Source organism: Streptomyces sp. NPDC032822, from assembly GCF_055578825.1.
In genome coordinates, this window is the sequence record NZ_JBVIOL010000010.1 from 323182 (window position 1) to 341698 (window position 18517).

General features: G+C 72.5%; 15 protein-coding genes. 7 read left to right on the plus strand and 8 right to left on the minus strand.

The window, feature by feature from the left end; all coding sequences use genetic code 11:
- Positions 1 to 162: 162 nt before the first annotated feature.
- The 4 genes from ACZ5VD_RS28175 (at position 163) to sucD (ending at position 4071) form a co-directional block, all read left to right on the plus strand.
- Complete coding sequence (locus tag ACZ5VD_RS28175; RefSeq protein WP_468683686.1) at positions 163 to 1116, plus strand: hypothetical protein; 954 nt, start codon at positions 163 to 165, stop codon at positions 1114 to 1116.
- Between the two features lie 189 nt (positions 1117 to 1305).
- Entirely contained in the window at positions 1306 to 1452 is a 147-nt protein-coding gene (locus ACZ5VD_RS28180; protein ID WP_468547551.1) for a hypothetical protein, read from the plus strand.
- A 533-nt stretch (positions 1453 to 1985) separates the two neighbouring features.
- On the plus strand, positions 1986 to 3164 hold the full coding sequence (sucC, locus tag ACZ5VD_RS28185; RefSeq protein WP_468547550.1) for an ADP-forming succinate--CoA ligase subunit beta: 1179 nt from the start codon (positions 1986 to 1988) through the stop codon (positions 3162 to 3164).
- 22 nt (positions 3165 to 3186) lie between these two features.
- On the plus strand, positions 3187 to 4071 hold the full coding sequence (gene sucD, locus ACZ5VD_RS28190) for a succinate--CoA ligase subunit alpha (protein WP_468547549.1): 885 nt from the start codon (positions 3187 to 3189) through the stop codon (positions 4069 to 4071).
- Positions 4072 to 4347: 276 nt separating this feature from the next.
- Here the strand turns inward: sucD and ACZ5VD_RS28195 are convergent, their stop codons facing one another.
- Positions 4348 to 5442 (minus strand): sigma factor-like helix-turn-helix DNA-binding protein, encoded by a 1095-nt coding sequence (locus ACZ5VD_RS28195; RefSeq protein WP_468547548.1) that lies wholly within the window; start codon positions 5440 to 5442, stop codon positions 4348 to 4350.
- 96 nt (positions 5443 to 5538) lie between these two features.
- Here ACZ5VD_RS28195 and ACZ5VD_RS28200 point away from each other — a divergent pair, with 96 nt between their 5' ends.
- A complete protein-coding gene (locus ACZ5VD_RS28200) occupies positions 5539 to 7395 on the plus strand; it encodes a cell division protein PerM (RefSeq protein WP_468547547.1) in 1857 nt (618 codons plus the stop codon).
- Positions 7396 to 7408: 13 nt separating this feature from the next.
- Here the strand turns inward: ACZ5VD_RS28200 and ACZ5VD_RS28205 are convergent, their stop codons facing one another.
- Positions 7409 to 8263, minus strand: coding sequence for a hypothetical protein (locus ACZ5VD_RS28205; RefSeq protein ID WP_468547546.1), 855 nt, complete (start codon positions 8261 to 8263; stop codon positions 7409 to 7411).
- Between the two features lie 254 nt (positions 8264 to 8517).
- Between ACZ5VD_RS28205 and purN the strand changes: the two genes are divergently transcribed.
- Positions 8518 to 9156, plus strand: coding sequence for a phosphoribosylglycinamide formyltransferase (gene purN / locus ACZ5VD_RS28210; protein WP_468547545.1), 639 nt, complete (start codon positions 8518 to 8520; stop codon positions 9154 to 9156).
- On the plus strand, positions 9153 to 10715 hold the full coding sequence (purH, locus tag ACZ5VD_RS28215) for a bifunctional phosphoribosylaminoimidazolecarboxamide formyltransferase/IMP cyclohydrolase (protein ID WP_468547544.1): 1563 nt from the start codon (positions 9153 to 9155) through the stop codon (positions 10713 to 10715). Before purN ends, purH begins: the two co-directional genes overlap by 4 nt.
- 58 nt (positions 10716 to 10773) lie before the next feature.
- Here the strand turns inward: purH and ACZ5VD_RS28220 are convergent, their stop codons facing one another.
- From ACZ5VD_RS28220 to ACZ5VD_RS28245, 6 genes are all read right to left on the minus strand, one after another.
- The gene (locus ACZ5VD_RS28220; protein WP_468683687.1) at positions 10774 to 12624 is read right to left on the minus strand and encodes a protein kinase domain-containing protein; all 1851 of its coding nucleotides are present in this window, start codon (positions 12622 to 12624) and stop codon (positions 10774 to 10776) included.
- Between the two features lie 264 nt (positions 12625 to 12888).
- Complete coding sequence (locus tag ACZ5VD_RS28225; protein ID WP_468547542.1) at positions 12889 to 13509, minus strand: M23 family metallopeptidase; 621 nt, start codon at positions 13507 to 13509, stop codon at positions 12889 to 12891.
- A gap of 106 nt (positions 13510 to 13615) precedes the next feature.
- Entirely contained in the window at positions 13616 to 15022 is a 1407-nt protein-coding gene (locus tag ACZ5VD_RS28230) for a protein kinase domain-containing protein (RefSeq protein ID WP_468547541.1), read from the minus strand.
- Positions 15019 to 15762 carry an FHA domain-containing protein gene (locus ACZ5VD_RS28235; RefSeq protein WP_468547540.1) on the minus strand — a complete coding sequence of 248 codons (744 nt, stop codon included), beginning with the start codon at positions 15760 to 15762 and terminating at the stop codon, positions 15019 to 15021. Before ACZ5VD_RS28235 ends, ACZ5VD_RS28230 begins: the two co-directional genes overlap by 4 nt.
- A gap of 202 nt (positions 15763 to 15964) precedes the next feature.
- A complete protein-coding gene (locus tag ACZ5VD_RS28240) occupies positions 15965 to 17653 on the minus strand; it encodes a protein kinase domain-containing protein (RefSeq protein WP_468547539.1) in 1689 nt (562 codons plus the stop codon).
- Positions 17650 to 18396, minus strand: coding sequence for an FHA domain-containing protein (locus tag ACZ5VD_RS28245; RefSeq protein WP_468547538.1), 747 nt, complete (start codon positions 18394 to 18396; stop codon positions 17650 to 17652). Before ACZ5VD_RS28245 ends, ACZ5VD_RS28240 begins: the two co-directional genes overlap by 4 nt.
- Between the last annotated feature and the right edge of the window lie 121 nt (positions 18397 to 18517).

An 18517-nucleotide genomic window follows, 5' to 3' on the forward strand; every position in this document is an offset into this window, starting at 1 on the left:
CCGCTGACCTGCATTGTCGACTGCGCCTCGGTGGCAAACCGGACATGAGTGCGCATCGGTAACGCGGGGCTTGCGCGACTTCGGGAGTCCCGTGCAGGATCGTCGCGCCCGTCAGCGGCGCGTCGCGCGTCGCTTGTTCCGCACGGGAGGACCTTCCCCCTCTTGACCTCGCCCGCCGCTCTCTCCGGTGCCGCTCTGCGCGTGATGCGCACGGTGGCCGGGCGGCATGCGCTGCAACTGGCGCTGCTGGTGGGCGGGTTGTTTGCACTCGGGTTTCTCTGCGGGGAGCAGGCGCAGGCGGCGGACGGTGTGCCCTCCGTGACGTCGACGGCATTGGTGGCATCGACGGCATCGACGGCATCGACGGCATCGGGGACGTCGGCCCCGGTCGAAGGGGCGAAGGACGTACGGCCGGTCGGCCGACTCGTGGGCACCGTGGACGCCGTGCACGCCGTCGACACGGTGGACAGCGTGGTCACGGGACTGGCGGAGGCGGAGACGAAGCTGCCGTCGCTGCCTGAATCCCCCGTGTTACCGAGCCTGCCGGAGCTCTCGGACCTGCCCGGTCTCTCCGAGTTGCCGGAGCTCTCGGACCTGCCGGGTTTCTCCGAACTGCCGTCTCTGCCCAGTGGGCCGGCCGTACCCGGAATGCCCGCGCTTCCGGGACAGACGTTGCCCGCGCCGGTCACCTCCACGCCCCAGCCGGGCGCGACGGCACCGACGACACCGACGACGGCACCATCGACCACCACACCGACGGCGACGAACGACACGAAGGAACCGCACCCGCAGGCGCGTTCCGCCGCGGCGACGCGTGTGACGTATGGACCGAGGGGCGTCGCCGGCGCCGTAGCGGCCGATCGGGTGGCGGCCACGCCCGCGCATCACGTCGTGAGGGCCGGGCAGGCGCCCGTGCGTCACGCGCCCCCCGCTGGTCCGGGTGGTGGGCTGAACGGCAAGTCGGCGGCCGACAGCGGCACGCCACGGCACGGTGACGCACATGCCGTCACCGGCGACAACCGGGCCGCGCCGCGGCTCGTGGTCGGCGTCGCCGCGTCCGCCGCGGCGGACGGCACCCGGGACGAGCACCGGGACATTCCCGTATTCCCCGGCTAGGGCCGGCACTTCCCCCGCTGTAGACCTGCCGCGCGGGGGTGGAACAGGTCTGTCCGCCCGACCGTCCGGACACCGTTCCGATCTCCCCGGTCTTCAGTCTCCGGAGTCCGGACTCCGGACGACGGCCCCCGGAATCCCTTCTCCGCTTCCGGAACCGTCCCTCAGCCTGCCCAAGGATCTGACGTACCCATGACCACGACCACCCGCCGTTCCCTCGTCCTGGCCGCCGACGCCGACGAACTGCCCGGGCCCTCCCTCTCCCCCTCCGTGCCGGATGCCGCCGCGCTCTTCGCGGCGCACCGGACCCCGCGCCCCGGCAGCGCCCACCGCGTCTGATCCCGGCCGCCGGCGCCGCCGTCGCCACCGACGTCGTACGACGTCATCCGGCGAGGCGGCGGTACGGCGGCCACCACCGGACTCCATGAGGACATGGGCCCCGGACGGCCGAAAGCCGTCGGACTGTCCGGCCGGAACCTCATGGATGAGGCCGGGTGGTTCCCATTGGGGTGGGGACCGTCCGCCTCGCGCCCCTCAGGGGCTGCTCAAGGGGCCTCACCGGGTCAACCCCAACCCGGTGAGGCCCTTCCCCTTGTCCCGCCCGGGTCCACAACGGGTCCGCGCAGGCCCTCGCGCGTCCTCACATCCGGCACTCGGTGCCAGTGATCTCGGCATCATGTGACAGGTATCACCGCTCAGGTGTGACCCTCGATTTAGGGGCCTCCTGCAAGCAGAGATAACCTGCGAGACGGACATGCCGCGTGCTCGGACACCGTGTGCGCATCCCCTGTGACTAGCGGACGTCACGTTGCCCTTCGCGGCACGCCCACGCATCCAACGAACCGCGAGATCACTGATAGGGACGGAAGCGCGTGGACCTGTTCGAGTACCAGGCGAGGGACCTCTTCGCCAAGCACGATGTACCGGTGCTGGCCGGTGAAGTCATCGACACGCCTGAGGCGGCCCGCGCAGCCACTGAGCGTCTCGGTGGCAAGTCCGTCGTCAAGGCCCAGGTGAAGGTCGGCGGCCGTGGCAAGGCCGGTGGCGTGAAGCTCGCCGCCACCCCGGACGAGGCCGTCGCCCGCGCGACGGACATCCTCGGCATGGACATCAAGGGCCACACGGTCCACAAGGTGATGATCGCCGAGACCGCGCCCGAGATCGTCGAGGAGTACTACGTCTCGTACCTCCTCGACCGCACCAACCGCACCTTCCTCGCCATGGCGTCCGTCCAGGGCGGCGTGGAGATCGAGGTCGTCGCGGAGGAGAACCCCGAGGCCCTCGCGAAGGTCCCGGTCGACGCCAACGAGGGCGTCTCGATCGAGAAGGCCCGCGAGATCGTCGCCCAGGCCAAGTTCCCGGCCGAGGTCGCCGAGCAGGTCGCCGAGATCCTCGTGACGCTGTGGGACACCTTCATCAAGGAGGACGCCCTCCTCGTCGAGGTCAACCCCCTCGCCAAGGTCGCCTCCGGCAAGGTCATCGCCCTCGACGGCAAGGTCTCCCTGGACGAGAACGCGGAGTTCCGCCAGCCGGACCACGCCGCGCTCGAGGACAAGGACGCGGCCAACCCGCTGGAGGCCGCGGCCAAGGCCAAGAACCTCAACTACGTCAAGCTCGACGGCGAGGTCGGCATCATCGGCAACGGCGCGGGTCTCGTCATGAGCACCCTCGACGTCGTCGCGTACGCCGGTGAGGCGCACGGTGGGGTCAAGCCCGCCAACTTCCTCGACATCGGCGGTGGCGCCTCCGCCGCCGTCATGGCGAACGGCCTGGAGATCATCCTCGGCGACCCGGACGTCAAGTCCGTCTTCGTCAACGTCTTCGGCGGCATCACCGCCTGCGACGAGGTCGCCAACGGCATCGTCCAGGCGCTGCAGCTGCTCGCGGACAAGGGCGAGGCGGTCACCAAGCCCCTCGTCGTCCGCCTCGACGGCAACAACGCCGAGCTGGGTCGCAAGATCCTCTCCGACGCCAACCACCCGCTGGTCCAGCGCGTGGACACCATGGACGGCGCGGCCGACAAGGCCGCCGAGCTCGCGGCTGCGAAGTAAGGGAAGAGGGACAGACACAGCCATGGCTATCTTCCTCACCAAGGACAGCAAGGTCATCGTCCAGGGCATGACCGGCTCCACGGGCATGAAGCACACCAAGCTCATGCTCGCCGACGGCACCAACATCGTCGGTGGAGTGAACCCGCGCAAGGCGGGCACGACGGTCGACGTCGACGGCACCGAGATCCCGGTCTTCGGCACGGTCGCCGAGGCGATCGAGAAGACGGGCGCGAACGTGTCCGTCCTCTTCGTACCGCCGGCCTTCTCCAAGGCCGCCGTGGTCGAGGCGATCGACGCCGAGATCCCCCTCGCGGTCGTCATCACCGAGGGCATCGCGGTCCACGACTCCGCCGCGTTCTACGCGTACGCGGTGTCGAAGGGCAACAAGACCCGGATCATCGGCCCGAACTGCCCCGGTCTCATCACGCCGGGCCAGTCGAACGCCGGCATCATCCCGGGCGACATCACCAAGCCGGGCCGTATCGGCCTGGTCTCGAAGTCCGGCACGCTGACGTACCAGATGATGTACGAGCTGCGTGACATCGGCTTCTCGTCGGCGGTGGGCATCGGTGGCGACCCCGTCATCGGCACCACGCACATCGACGCTCTGGCCGCCTTCGAGGCCGACCCCGACACCGACCTGATCGTCATGATCGGCGAGATCGGCGGCGACGCCGAGGAGCGTGCGGCGGACTTCATCGCGAAGAACGTGACGAAGCCGGTCGTCGGTTACGTCGCGGGCTTCACCGCGCCCGAGGGCAAGACCATGGGCCACGCCGGCGCCATCGTCTCCGGCTCCTCCGGCACGGCCGCCGCGAAGAAGGAGGCCCTTGAGGCCGCCGGCGTCAAGGTCGGCAAGACGCCGACCGAGACGGCGCAGCTGGCCCGCGCCATTCTTGGCAACTAAGCACAGCCCGGCCGGCTGAACAGCACCCGGCTTGAACACTGGTGGGCTCGCTCCGTAGACCGGGGCGGGCCCACCGGCGCGTTACGGAGGTGCCGGGTCGGGTTGTCGGGCGGCTGGCGGGTACGTCGTGGCCGGTCGCGCAGTTCCCCGCGCCCCTTGAAGCTGGGCGCGTCCGGGAGGGCCTGCTTTTTCAGGGGCGCGGGGAACTGCGCGACCAGCCCCCACCGACCCGCGGCCGACGACGCATCAGCTCAGCAGCCTCAACGCCGCAACGCCTCAATGGCTCAGCGGTACCAGCCGCTCCGGTCCGCTCGCCGTCTCCTCGCGCAACCGCTCCCGCAGGGCGAGTTCCGCTTCCGACAGGGAACCCGGCGCCACCCGCGGCGGCACCCCCTGAACCTCCGCACCCGGAGCGACCGGAGGCTCGTAGTGGGTGGGAGCCGTCCGTACCGTCAGTGCCGTCGTCCCGATCAGGGCGACCGTGAAGGCGATGGCCGCCCGCGTCCAGAACCGGGCCCGCCGCTCACTGCCCGTCCGTACCGTCGGCGGCTTGGCGGCCCGCAGCCGTTCCGTGGAGGCGAGTTCGGCCAGTCGCCGGTTGAGCTCCGTCGGCTCGGACAGTTCCGGCAGCCGCGCGGCGACCGCGTGCCGCGCGCGCAGCAGCCGGTTCGCGGCGGCCGGGGTGCTCGCCTCCGTCTCCGCGGCCGTGTCCGGCAGGTCGAGGCCGACACCGTCGTACAGCAGGAGGGTGCGGCGCTGCGGGGGCGGGAGCTTCAGCAGGACGTTCATCAGTACGCGGTCGGACGCGTCCGCGGGTGGCGCCTCGGGGTGCCGGCAGCGCGGGCGGAAGCGGTGCCAGGGGGAGAGCGCGTACTCGTACGCCGTCGCCCGCACCCAGCCCGCCGGATCCCGGTCGACCGCCACCTCCGGCCAGCGCTGCCAGGCGAGTTGGAAGGCCCGCTCGACCGACTCGCGCGCGAGTTCGCGCCGCCCGGTGAGCAGATAGGCCTGCCGCACCAGGGTCGGCGCGCAGAACGCGTACAGCGCGTCGAAGGCCTGAGCGGGCGTCAGGGGCCGGGTGAGGGAGGGGGCATCGGGAGTGGGGTTCCGGGCGGGGGCGGGCTCGGGTGCCGGGGGGTCCTCCGCCGGTACGGGGTTCTCGGCGGCGGCGGTCACCAGTTCGGCCAGCAGGTGCACGTACGCCTCCCGCTTCCGGCCGCGCGGTGTCGTACGGCCGGTCTCCCACGCACGTACCGTCTCGCGGGTGACGCCCACCCGGGTCGCGACCTGATCCTGCGTCAGGGCCCCGGCCTCGCGCAGGCGTCGGCGCTCCTTCGGCGGTGGGAGCGGGGTTGCGGAGCTCTGCGTCACCGGCCGCCCTTTCGTGCGAAAAAGTACATAAACGTATATTGGGCGACACTTCGGAGGTTCGCCTGTTACGACGAGAAAGCGCGTGTCGTTGGGAGCATGACGGTCGTGATCCAGATGACCGTACGTCGACCGTTGTTGTCGTCCCTGCTCACCCGGGTGCGCGACCGATCGCCCGGACTGGCCGCCGGCCTCCTGGCCGGCGCGGTCGCGGCCGGGCTCGGGCTCGGCTCGTTCGCCGTCCTGGTGATGGTGCTGTGGATCAGCTCGCCCTACCCCGACAGCGGTCCCGGCGGCGCGCTGCACGTCGCCGCGGCCCTGTGGCTGCTGGCCCACGGCACCGAACTCGTCCGCACCGACACGCTCTCCGGCGTCCCCGCGCCCGTCGGCGTCACCCCGCTGCTCCTGCTCGCGCTGCCGCTGTGGCTGGCGCACCGGGCGGCCCGGGACGCGACGGACGGAGGCGAGGAGGAAGAGCGGCCGACGGGACGCCAAGGCATCCAAGGCTTCCAAGGCCTCGCGGGCCGGACCGCCGACCTCGCGGGGCGGACCGCCGTCCCCGGAAGCCGGACCGCGGTCCCCGCGCGGACCGCCGTCTCGGGGCTGACGGCCTGGTCCGGTGTCGTGCTCGGCTATCTCGCCGTCGGCACCGCCGCCGCGCTCTACGCCACGGGCGGCGACCTGCGGCCGGCGTGGGCCTGGACGAGCGTGTGCGTGCCGCTGGTCGTGACGGTGGCGGCGGGCACGGGGGTGTGGGCGGCGTACGGCCGCCCGCCCGCGGTGTTCGACAGCGTGCTGATCCTGCTGCCGGCGGGCCCGCGCCGGCTCGTCCTCGGCCCCGACGCCCGGACCCGTCTCGGTACGGCGGCGCGGGCCGCGGGCGCCGGGACGGCGGTGCTCGTCGGAGGCGGGGCGGTCCTGCTGGCCACCTCACTGGTGTGGCACGGCGGGGCGGCGCGGGCGTCGTTCCTTCAGCTCACGGAGAGCTGGTCGGGCCGGTTCGCGGTTCTGCTGCTCTGCCTCGCCCTGGTCCCGAACGCGGTGGTGTGGGCCGGGGCCTACGCCCTCGGCCCCGGGTTCACCCTCGGTGTCGGCCAGGCCGTGACGCCGATCGCGTCCGCTCCCGCGCCGCTGCTCCCGCCGTTTCCGCTGCTGGCGGCGGTGCCGGAGACCGGCGCCGGTACCCCGCTGCACTGGGCGGCGGGCGCGGTGCCGGTGCTGGTCGGGGTGACGGTGGGGTGGTTCGTGGGGCGGGCGGCGGGCGGGGGAGGCGGCGACGGAGTGGCTGCCGACGGGGACGTGGAGCGCGGGCCGGTGGTCGCCGCCTGGTCGAACGGGCGGACCGCGAAGACCGCCGGGCTGGCGGCCGTCCTGTGCGCGGCCCTGGTCGCCGTCCTCGCGGCGCTCGCCGGTGGCCCGCTGGGCGACGGCGCGCTGGCCCGCTTCGGGCCGGTGTGGTGGCAGACGGGAGCGGCGGCTCTGCTGTGGACCTCGGTGCTGGGGGTTCCCACGGCACTGGGGCTGCGCGCGTGGCGGTGCCGGAAGCGACCGGTGCGGGAGGCGGCCGGCGAGTCCGGGGAACGTGGCGCGACGATCGGGAAGCCGCGGGCGGAGATCCCGAAGGACGTGCCGAAGGACGTGGTGACGGCCGACGACAGCACCTTCGAGGCGTACGACTTCCTGCCCACGGAGCCGATGCGGTCCGCAGAGCCGATGAGGCCCATGAAGCCTGCGGAGTCGACCGGGCCCGCGCAGCCGCTCTGGCACGTCGGGGACGCGGCGCGCGAGGCACGCTGGGCGGCGCTGAAGCAGGCGTCGGCGGCCTCGGCGGAGTCCGTGGCGGAGGAGTCGCCGGTGGCGTCGGCGACGCATTCGGTGACGGAATCAGCCTCGGAATCGGCGTCGGAAACGGTGGCGGAGTCGGTGGAACCCCAGCAGCCCCCGGCCACTCCCTAGCGGAGGGCGGTCGTCAGCTGCTGGTTTCCAGCACTCCCCGCAGCTTCTCCGGCAGGAGGTCCGCGCAGGACTGCTTGGCCGAGTTGGTGAGGGCGTCGTTCGTGCAGGTGTAGTAGTCGCTGTAGACCAGCTTCACGGTGAAGCCCGCGGCGACCAGGGCGATGGCCAGGGACGCGGTGACCAGGCCGCTCACCGCGGCGGTCCGCTGCGGGCGACCGCTCTGCACGGGTGCCTGGGTGTTCGGGTCGGGGCTCGCGCCGGGCTGGGCGCGCAGCGCGCTGATGGCCCAGTACAGGGCCAGCGCACCGAGCATCAGCGCCACGTAGGGCCAGCTGAACAGGGCGAAGAAGAAGGCCCACATGCCGCACAGCAGGGCGTACCGCGCGCGGCGCTGGCTCGGGTCCGTCGGATCCCAGCGCATCCCCGGGCCCGGGCCCTGGCCGCCGCCGCTCGGTCCTTCGGGGCCGGCACCGGGGCGTTCGCCGAAGCCCCCGGGGGAGCGGCCGGGCTGCCGGTCGCTCCACTGACTGCCCCAACGACCGCCGCCGGGACCGTCGCCGGTGTCGCCCTGGGAGCCGTCGGATCCCGGGCCGCCCTGAGCGCTCCGCCCGTCCTGCCCGTCCTCGCCGTTCGCCGGGTGGCGCGGCTGCCACGGCTGGTCCGGGGTGCCCTCGGGAGGCGGAGCGAACGGATTGTCGTCGGAGGAGCCCGGAGCGGGGGCGGACGTGGGTTTCGAGGTGCCGCTCTGCTGGTCCGAGGGCGCGTCGGGCGGTGAGGCGGGGCGCTCCCGCAGCAGCACGCCGCCGCGCTCCCCTCCCTGCGATGACTGCGGGGGGAGCGAAAGGAGTCGCAGACTGCGGTCCGGCATCAAGTGAGCGTCTTCCCCTAGGTGATACGGCTGGCTGTTCTGAGCTGTCATGAGGAGAACGCACCGCACAACGACCGCGTTCCCGAGTCCACTCGCCCCAGACGCTACCTTCCGGCCACGCCCCCGTCCCGTGGGGGCCGCCCGGTGTGCCGGTATCGTTGCTGACGGTCGGCCGCTTCGTAGACTTCCCCGTATCCCGGGGCGCGATGCATTCGTACGACCGTACAAACGCACCCCCGAGAAAGGGCCTCACCGTGGCCGCCAAGCCCGTGGCCAAGCGCCTCGTCGTGCTGGTCTCCGGTTCCGGTACGAACCTGCAGGCGCTGCTCGACGCCATCGAGACCGCCGGCCCCGAGGCCTACGGCGCGGAGATCGTGGCCGTCGGCGCGGACCGCACGGGCGTCGAGGGACTGGCCCGCGCCGAGCGCGCCGGGATCCCCGCCTTCGTGTGCCGGGTGAAGGACCACGGCACCCGCGAGGAGTGGGACGCGGCCCTCGCCGGGGCCGTCGCCGCGTACGAGCCCGACCTCGTGGTGTCCGCCGGGTTCATGAAGATCGTGGGCAAGGAGTTCCTGGCCCGCTTCGGAGGACGGGTCGTGAACACGCACCCCGCCCTCCTCCCCAGTTTTCCCGGCGCCCACGGCGTCCGCGACGCGCTCGCGTACGGCGCCCGGGTCACCGGCTGCACCGTCCACTTCGTCGACGACGGCGTCGACACCGGACCGATCATCGCTCAGGGCGTGGTGGAGGTCCGGGAGGCGGACTACGAGGACGAGGGTGCCGCTCTGCACGAGCGCATCAAGGAAGTCGAGCGAAAGCTGCTCGTCGATGTCGTGGGGCGGCTCGCCCGCAACGGCTATCGCATCGAGGGACGAAAGGTAGTTATCCAGTGACCGCCGAGAGCAACAAGCGGGCCATCCGACGGGCGCTCGTCAGCGTCTACGACAAGACGGGCCTCGAAGACCTCGCGCGCGGCCTGCACGAGGCGGGCGTGGAGCTCGTCTCCACCGGGTCCACCGCCTCCCGCATCGCCGCCGCGGGCGTCCCCGTCACCAAGGTCGAGGAGCTCACCGGCTTCCCCGAGTGCCTGGACGGCCGCGTCAAGACGCTGCACCCGAAGGTCCACGCGGGCATCCTCGCGGACCTGCGCCTGGAGGACCACCGGAACCAGCTCGCCGAGCTCGGCGTCGAGCCGTTCGACCTGGTCGTGGTCAACCTCTACCCGTTCCGCGAGACGGTCGCCTCCGGCGCCACCCCCGACGAGTGCGTGGAGCAGATCGACATCGGCGGCCCGTCGATGGTCCGCGCCGCCGCCAAGAACCACCCCTCGGTCGCGGTCGTCACCAGCCCGGCCCGCTACCCCGACGTCCTGGCCGCGGTGAAGGACGGCGGCTTCGACCTCGCCACCCGCAAGCGGCTGGCCGCGGAGGCCTTCCGGCACACCGCCGAGTACGACATCGCGGTCTCCTCCTGGTTCGCCTCCGCCTACGCGCCGGCCGACGACTCCGCGTTCCCCTCCTTCCTCGCCACCAGCCTGGAGCGCTCGCACACCCTGCGCTACGGCGAGAACCCGCACCAGCCCGCCGCCCTCTACACCGCGGGCACCGGCGGCCTCGCGGAGGCCGAACAGTTGCACGGCAAGGAGATGTCGTTCAACAACTTCACGGACACGGACGCCGCCCGCCGTGCCGCGTACGACCACACCGAGCCGGCCGTCGCGATCATCAAGCACGCCAACCCGTGCGGTATCGCGATCGGCGCGGACGTCGCCGAGGCGCACCGCAAGGCGCACGCCTGTGACCCGCTGTCCGCGTTCGGCGGTGTGATCGCGGTCAACCGTCCGGTGTCCAAGGAGCTGGCCGAGCAGGTCGCCGAGATCTTCACCGAGGTCATCGTCGCGCCCGGCTACGAGGACGGCGCGCTGGAGGCCCTCACCAAGAAGAAGAACATCCGCGTGCTGCGCGTCCCGGACGGCCCCGGCCACCCCGTCGATGTGAAGCCGATCGACGGCGGCGCCCTGCTCCAGGTCACCGACCGTCTCCAGGCCGAGGGCGACGACCCGGCGCACTGGACGCTGGCGACGGGCGAGGCGCTGAGCGCCGACGAGCTCGCTCAGCTCTCCTTCGCCTGGAGGGCGTGCCGGGCCGTCAAGTCCAACGCGATCCTCCTCGCCAAGGACGGCGCCTCGGTCGGCGTCGGCATGGGCCAGGTCAACCGCGTCGACTCCGCGAAGCTGGCGGTGGAACGCGCGGGCACCGACCGTGCCACCGGCTCCTACGCCGCCTCGGACGCGTTCTTCCCCTTCCCCGACGGCCTGGAGATCCTCACCGGGGCCGGCGTCAAGGCGGTTGTCCAGCCCGGCGGTTCGGTCCGTGACGAGCAGGTCGTCGAGGCGGCGAAGAAGGCGGGCGTGACGATGTACTTCACGGGGACGCGGCACTTCTTCCACTGACGCCGTCGCCGCTGTGAACTACGAGGGCCCGCCGGTCGTGACCGGCGGGCCCTCTCCGCTAGCTGGAACTCCGCAGCGCCGCCCAGGTCTTGGGGCCCACGTCGCCGTCGACGTCCAACCCCTTGTCGCTCTGGAACAGCTTGACCGCGGACGTGGTGTCCCGGCCGAACCGGCCGTCCACGCCCGCGCCGCCGACGCTGTAGCCGCGCTGGGTGAGCATGCACTGCACCTGGACGACACGTTGGCCCTTGTCGCCCTGGTTGGTGAGTTCGGTGCCGGAGTAGTAGGTGCACTGGGAGATCCAGGGCGGGGTGACGGGTTCGGTCGCGGTCCTGGTGGCGGTGGGGGTCGGGGTGCTGCCGCCGCCGGAGGGGGCGGTCGGGTCGTCGTCGGGGGTGGCTTGTGCTGCGCCGGTGGATCCGGGCGGGGCGCTGTCGGCGTTCTCCGACTCCTCGTCCGTCACGTTCTGCTGCTCCTCCTCCTCGTCGGCGGTCTCCTTCGCCCCGGTGGCGGAAGGCGAGCCGGAGGGACCGGGACGTGCCGGGGCCGCTTCGACGCCGGAGGGCGACGCGGAGGAGGCGGTGGGGGAGGCGGAGGCGGTCGCGTCGAGGCCGGGGCGGGTGAGGAAGAAGGCGCCCGCGGCCACGGCGGCCACGGCGATACCGGCCGCGAGGGCGAGGAAGCGCGCCTTCCGCCCGCGGCGCTCGCCGTGCTCACCGGACGGGTGCACGGTGGGCGGGTGCGCGCCGGAGGAGTGGGTGGTGGCGGGGTCGAATGGCACGGGCGTCCCGGGACCGCCGTGCCGCGCCGACGGCATCGGTGGCGTCGGCGCCCCGTACGCCTGCGGCGGTGTCGTGGGACCGGGTGCCGGGCCGAACTCGGGAGCCGCCACCTGCCACGTCGGCGGACGGAAGTGGCCGCTCTCCTCGGCGGAGTCCCCTTCCAGCAGCTCACAGCCCTGCTGGCGGGCGAGCAGGGCTGTGGTCAGCGGTTCGTGCCAGGACGAGGTGTGGTCGTGACCGGCGTCCGTGGCCGCGTCGATCAGCTGCTTCGGTGTCGGCCGTCCGACGGGGTCCTTGGCGAGGCAGGAGGACAGCAGGGCGGCCAACGGGGGGTCGGCGGCCGTCAGTTCGGCCATGAGCTCGTGCTTGGGCTCCTCGAAGGCGACCCGGTGCATGACATCCACGCCCGTGCCGTCGCCGAACGGGGCGTGTCCGGTGGCGGCGTAGACGATCGCGCACGCGAGGGAGAAGACGTCGGAGGCGGTGTCGCAGCGGCCCTCGCGCAGGTACTCGGGGGACATGTAGGCGGGCGTGCCGACCCGGTTGCCGGTCGTGGTGATCGCGCTGCTGTCCGCGGCCCGCGAGATGCCGAAGTCGATGACGTGAGCGCTCGACAGCGACAGGATGACGTTGGACGGCTTGAGATCGCGGTGTACGACGCCGGCGGCGGCCAGCGCCGACAGTGCCTTCCCCAGCTCAGCCACCAGCCGCCACACCCCGGCCGGTTCCAGGGGGCCGCCCGCGCGGACGGCGTCGGCGAGGCTGAGGCCGGGCAGGTACTGGGTGGCCATCCACAGCAGTTCGTCCTCGAACCCGGTGCCGAGCAGGCGCGGCGCGTGCGGAGTGACGACGCGCGCGTGAACGGCGGCCTCCCGCTGGAACCGGCGCCGGAAGTCCGGGTCCTCGGCGTACTCGGGCCGGATCACCTTGACGGCGGCGAGTCCCGGAGCGTCGTCGGCGGGGCGGGCGAGGTAGACCCGGCCCATGCCGCCGCTGCCGAGCAGCCCGAGGGGCGTGTAAGGGCCGATCGGCACCGGGTCCGTGGGCCGGAGCGGACTCGCGCCGGCCTGCTTCAACGCGGCGCCTTCGGACGCCGGAGAGTGCGGCGCCGGCCGGTGGTCTGACATGGGTCCCCCGATGTGCTGCTCTGTCACAACGCGCGCTTGTGTCCCGCCAGTTGACGAGAGGCTACCGTCCCGCGGCGGGTGCCCCCCGGTGTGCCGGCCGGCCACCGCACCCGTCACCACCGGACGAACGGCCCACGGGACGAACGGCCCGCCGGAAGACCGGCGGGCCGTAGGAGGGGCGTGGGCATGCGGAGAACGCCGAGGGCCCGGCCCTGGTGTCCCCCACCAGGGCCGGGCCCTCCTTCTCGACCTGCTCCGGGCGTCCTAGCAGTTCTTGCTGGTGACGTCCTTCCAGGTGTTGCCCGTCCCGGTGTACTTCTTGCCGTTGAAGTGGACGGGCTTGCGGTGGGCCTCGGTCGGGATGCCGCTCGCCTTGTAGCGCTGCTCGTAGTGCAGGTGCGCCCAGTTGCCGCTGTTGCTGCCGGTGGCGCCGACGCGGCCGATCTTCGTCTTCGCGGTGACGTTGTCGCCCTTCTGGACGTACTTGTCGTGCTTGTCCTTGAGGTGGTAGTAGGCCGTGTACCAGCCGCCGCCGTGCTTGACGATGATGACGTTGCCGGCGCCGCGGTCCCAGAAAGTGCGGGCCACCGTGCCCTTGTAGCCGGGATACACCGCCTTGCCCGACGACCCCGTGTTGCCCTTCACCACGATGTCCAGGGCCGGGTTGTGACCGCTGCCGTAGGCGTCGAGCCGCCAGTGCGTGTTGCAGGCGAACGGCATCTGGAACTTGGGCTTGGCCGCCGCCGCGACCACGTCGGCCGCCGGAGCCTGGGCCGGTGTCGCCGTGGCCGTACCGGCGGATCCCAGGCCGAACGAGAGCGCGAGGGCGCCGGCCGCGAGGGCCACGGCCGCGGTGCGGCGTCGGGCCATGTCTGTTGTCTGCATCTGTGTCTCCCCGTTGCGGTTCTTCCGCCGCTCGTCCGTCGTTCGGCGAGGGCATGTCGAGCATCCGGTGCCGGCCGCGAACGCGGTACCTCGAACGTTGCAGGGTTCAGCAGCTCGCCACCCACTCGTGGGAGCGGATCACCAGGCCACCGGGGTCGGGGAAATTGATCTTCTGGAGTTCCTGGAGGCAGCCGAACGGCTTCTTCCGGTCGGCCTCGCGGAAGAGCTCGACATCGGCGTGCGGGTCCCCGGTGTAGCCGTTGTTGAAGGCCGACCTCGGCCTGGTGGTCTTCGCCCAGTCGCAGACGACGATGCCGCCGATCCAGTCGTCGTCGTACTCGTACCAGGCGCACATCTCGCCCTGTCCGTCCGGTTTCGTGAAGAAGCAGACGTCGCCCTGGTCGCAGCGCTCGTACCCCTGGGGCGCCGGCTCGCGCAGGGCGAGGAGGCCGGCGCCGGCCAGCGACACCGCGGTCACCGCCGCGAGCGAGCCGAGGACGGCCGGATGCGGCCCACGCCTCGGCTTCAGCCGGGGCAGCCGCGGGGAACGGGCGGCCCCGGCCACGGCCTCGACCCGGCGGAGCAGCGACTGCGCGGAGTGCGGGGCCCGTTCGGCGTGGGTGGGGGCGAGGCAGTCGGTGACGATCTGCCGCCAGGCGTCCGGGAGTTCCGGTGAGAGGCGGAGTTCGTCACGGCCCTTGGCATAGCGCTGGACCGCTTCCCGGCGGGCGCCCGGATTCGCTCCGGGGAACGGCAGACAGCCGGTCAGTACCAGGTGGGTGATGATGCCGAAGGCCCAGATATCGGCCGTGGGGCGGGTGACGTGGCCGCGCTCGCCCACCTCGGCCCACAGGAGTTCGGGCGGGGTGTAGTCGGCGGTCGTGAACGCGGGGGAGTAGGCGTGGGTGCCGTGCAGCTCGGCGGCCAGGTTGAAGTCCGCGAGCCGGACCGAACCGTCCGCCATCAGCAGCACGTTGGCGGGCTTGAGGTCGCCGTGGACCCAGCCCGCGTGGTGCAGATGGGCCACCCCCTCACAGATCTGGGCGACCAGGGAGGGCCCGCCGGGGACGGCGACGGCACGGTAGGCCGGGTCGTTCCCTCGGCCCCGCGACCGGGTCGGCAACCGCGTCGGCAGCTGGTCGAGCAGGTGGTCCAGGGAGCCCTCGGCGCGTTCCAGTACGAGGACGGTGGCGCCGTCGAGGGTGGGGCGGGCGGGGTCGTCCACGGTCAGCGCCTCGTACATGCGGACGAGACGCGGGCGCCGCAGCCTGCGCAGCAACTCGGTCTCCCGCTCGGCGAGTTCCCGCAGGTGGCGCAGTTGGCGTGGAGTCTGGGTGCCCGTGGGCAGGAACTTCAGCGCGGCCTCGGCCGGCAGGCCCTCGGCGGGCTCGGCGCACCGGGCGGCGTACACACTGCCGAAGGCCCCGGACGCGATGGGGTCGCGCACCTCCCAGGCGCCGACGCGGTACCCCCGGGGGACCTGCACGGCGTGCGAGGACGGCTGGACGCTCATCGGGCGGCGCCCCCGTTCCCGCTCAGCACGGCCAGGTCGGTCTCCCGTACGAGATCGAAGCGCAGCGCCAGGGAGACCAGGCGCTCCTTCTTGCCGTTGAAGCGGGGGCCGCCGCCCGGCACCGTGTCCGGAGCCGGTTTGAGGCGCAGCTTCACCGCGAGGTAGTCGATGTTCCACGCCACCGACGCACGGGTGACCGTCGGCCACTGCGGGCGCAGTTGCTCGATCAGCTCCTCGGCGGTGGGTGGCGGGGCGTGCGGCTCGCCGCGCAGACGCGCGGCGCACAGGGCGACCAGGACCTGGAAGTACCGTTTGCCGCGGTCGAGCGGGAAGGCGCACGAGGTGGGCGCGCCGTCTCTCGGGCCGGTGCGGTCCAGGAAGTCGTGGCGCGGCGCCCAGACGTCGAAACTCAGCAGTTCGCTTCCGGCGGGCAGGACCACGCGGGTGAACTCGAAGGGCACCGGGGCGTCGAGCCGCCCCGGCGCGACCTTGATGTGCTCGCCCGCGCCCTCCGGGTTCTCGACCACGTAGGTCTGCGCGCTGCTCAGGTTGCTGAGCCGCCAGTAGGCGCCCGCGGTCGTGATCTCCCCGGCCTCACGGGAGACGCCCTCGTGCGGGATGGTCAGATGTGGGCCGCGCGATCGGGCCGTACGGCCGAACGACAGGGAATCGCCCGGCTCCAGGTGGATGTGATCGTCAGGGCACGTGCTGTGCATGGGCACGACAATGATGCTGTGCATGACTGCTTCCCTCCCCCGGCAAGGAACTGGCCTCAGGGTAGGAAGGAAGCGCACAGGTCCCCCAAGAGCACGCAAAATCGGCGTGTCGTGAACGAATGCGCAGGGGCTGTGCGATAAAGGCCGTCGTTTCCGCCATGACGGCGGAGGGCGGGCCCCACCATGCCGGTGGCGCCCGCCGACCGGTACCTCGGAACTCTCAGGGTCACTTCTTCCCGGGAGGCGTGTACTCCTTGAGGTAGTGGGCGACGCGGGCGGCGTACGAGCGGTTCTTCGGGGGAACTCCGGCCGCGTCGTTCACCGTGTCGTACGAGGTCCGGTACGCGGCGGCGATCAGGACCCGGCGGTCGCCGGGGAGTTCGTCGTCCAGGCGCGGGGTGATCCAGCACAGGTAGCGGGCCATCGCGGGGATGGACTCGGCGGGCGGGAAGGGCGGCTCGGGGACGGTCTCGCCGGGGGTGCCGTCCTCGTGCATCCACCAGCGCAGCACCTTCGGGGTCCAACGGGCGATGCCGTACTCGTTGTTGGCGGGGTCGGAGAGCAAGGGATCGAAGTTGCTCTCGACCTTCAGCATGGCGGCGATCAGGGAGGGCGTGACATCGTCCTTGTCGCAGTCGTGCGCGGACTCGACGATCAGCAGCCGGTACGCGGGCGGGATGCCCCGGTCGGTGCGCAGGTCCACCGCGCCGTACGCGGCGGCCGAGGTGGAGATGTTCGTGGCCCCGCCGCCGGCGCCGTCACCGCTCCCGCCGCCGGACGGGCCGTCGCCCGCCGCCCAGGTGCTGATGCCGTACCCGAGCGCCGACGCGGCGACGGCGGCCACCGACACGGCGAGGGCCAACAGGGCGCGCGCACGCCGGTTCCGTTGTGCGAACGGTCGGGCGAAGCCCTGGGAGGCCGGGCCGGGGCGCCGCGTGAACAGCCGGGGCAGCCGGGGCAGCCGGGTCGGCCGGGCCGTGCCGGCCGCGGCCTCCACCCGCCGCAGCAGCGCCTCCGTACCGATACGGTCCGCGTGCGTGCGGGTCAGACACTCCCGCACGATCTCCCGCCAGACGTCCGGCAGTTCGGGGGACAGCCGCAGTTCGTCGGTGCCGCGGGCGAAGGCGGCGGCCGCGTCGCGGCGGGCCGTCGGGGTGCCGCCGGGCAACGGGAAGGAGTCGGTCAGCAGCAGGTGCGCCAGGACACCGAAGGCCCAGACGTCGGCGGACGGACGGATCCGCCGGCCACGCTCCCCGATCTCCGACCAGAGGAGTTCCGGCGGGGTGTAGTCCGGGGTGGAGAAGGCCGGCGTGTAGGCGTGGGTGCCCTCCAGTTCCGCGGCCATGTTGAAGTCGGCGAGCCGGGCCGAACCGTCCTTCATCAGCAGGACGTTGGCCGGTTTGAGATCCCCGTGCACCCAGCCCGCCCGATGCAACTGGGCCAGCCCCTCGCAGATCTGCGCGAGCAGCGCCGGAGCCGCGGCCGGCCGGGGCGAGGCGGCGAGCAGGGCGGACAGGGAGCGCTCCGCCTTCTCCAGGACGAGGACGGTGGCGCCGTCGAGCTGCGGACGGTCCGGGTCGTCGACGACGAGGGTGTCGTACATCCGGATCAGCCGCGGCCGTCTGAGTCTGCGGTGCAGGTCGATCTCGCGCTCGATGAGCTCGCGCAGGTGGGTCAACTGGCGGGGCGTGCCCGTGCCGGTGGGCAGGAACTTCAGGGCGACCGTGCGCGGTGCCTCCTCCGCCTCCGCTCCCTCCGTGCCCTTGGCGCCCGCGGGGCCTTCGGTGCCCGGCGCCTCGTCCGCGCGCCGTGCCTCGTACACGCTGCCGAACGCACCCGTGGCGATGGGCTCGCGGACCTCCCAGACGCCGAGCCGGTAGCCGCGGGGGACCTGCACGGCGTACGGCTCGGTCACCGCGTGCCCCGGGCGGACGGTGTCGCCAGGACGGCGAGGTCGTCCTCCCGTACCAGGTCGAAGCGGAGGGCCAGGGACACCAGTGACTCCTTCTTGCCGTTGAGACGTGGGCCGGTCTCGGCCGTCTCCGGACCGGGCTTGAGGCGAAGCTTCACGGCCAGGTAGTCGATGTTCCACTGCACGGATGTGCGGGACGCGGCCGGCCAGGCGGGGCGCAGCCGGTCGACGACCTGGTCGACGGTGGGCAGTGGGGCGTGCGGCTCGCCGCGCAGGCGCGGCTCGCACAGGGCGGTGAGGACCGCAAAGTAGCGCTTGGTGCGGTCGACGGAGAACGCGGGCGAGGTGGTGTCGCCGTCGAGTCCGGACCCGACCCGCAGATGGTCGTGGCGCGGGGCCCACACCTCGATCGCCAGCAGGTCGCCGGCCGCGGGCAGCACGATCCGCGAGAACTCGAACGGCACGGGCGCGTCCAGGCGGCCCGGACCGATCTTGACGTGCTCGCCCGCGCCCTCCGGGTTCTCCACGACGTACGTCTGCCCGGCGCTGAGGTTGCTCAGGGTCCAGAAGGTGCTCTGCGCGGTGATCGCGCCCGCTCTGCGGGACACGCCGTCGTGCGGGACGATCAGGTCGTTGTGCTGTGCGGCGCGGCCGAAGGCCAGCCGTTCGCCGGGTGCGAGCCGCAGCTGGGCACGGTCCGGCTCGCCCTCCGTGGTCGGCGGAGGTACCACGATGATGCTGTACACGGTCCGTCTCCCCGTCCCCGCGTGTCTACGGGCCAGAGTGGGCGACGCCCCGGGGCCGTGTCACGACGTGACACGGCCCCGGGGAAAGGATGGCGGGAAGGCGTCGTTGCGATCCGCCGTC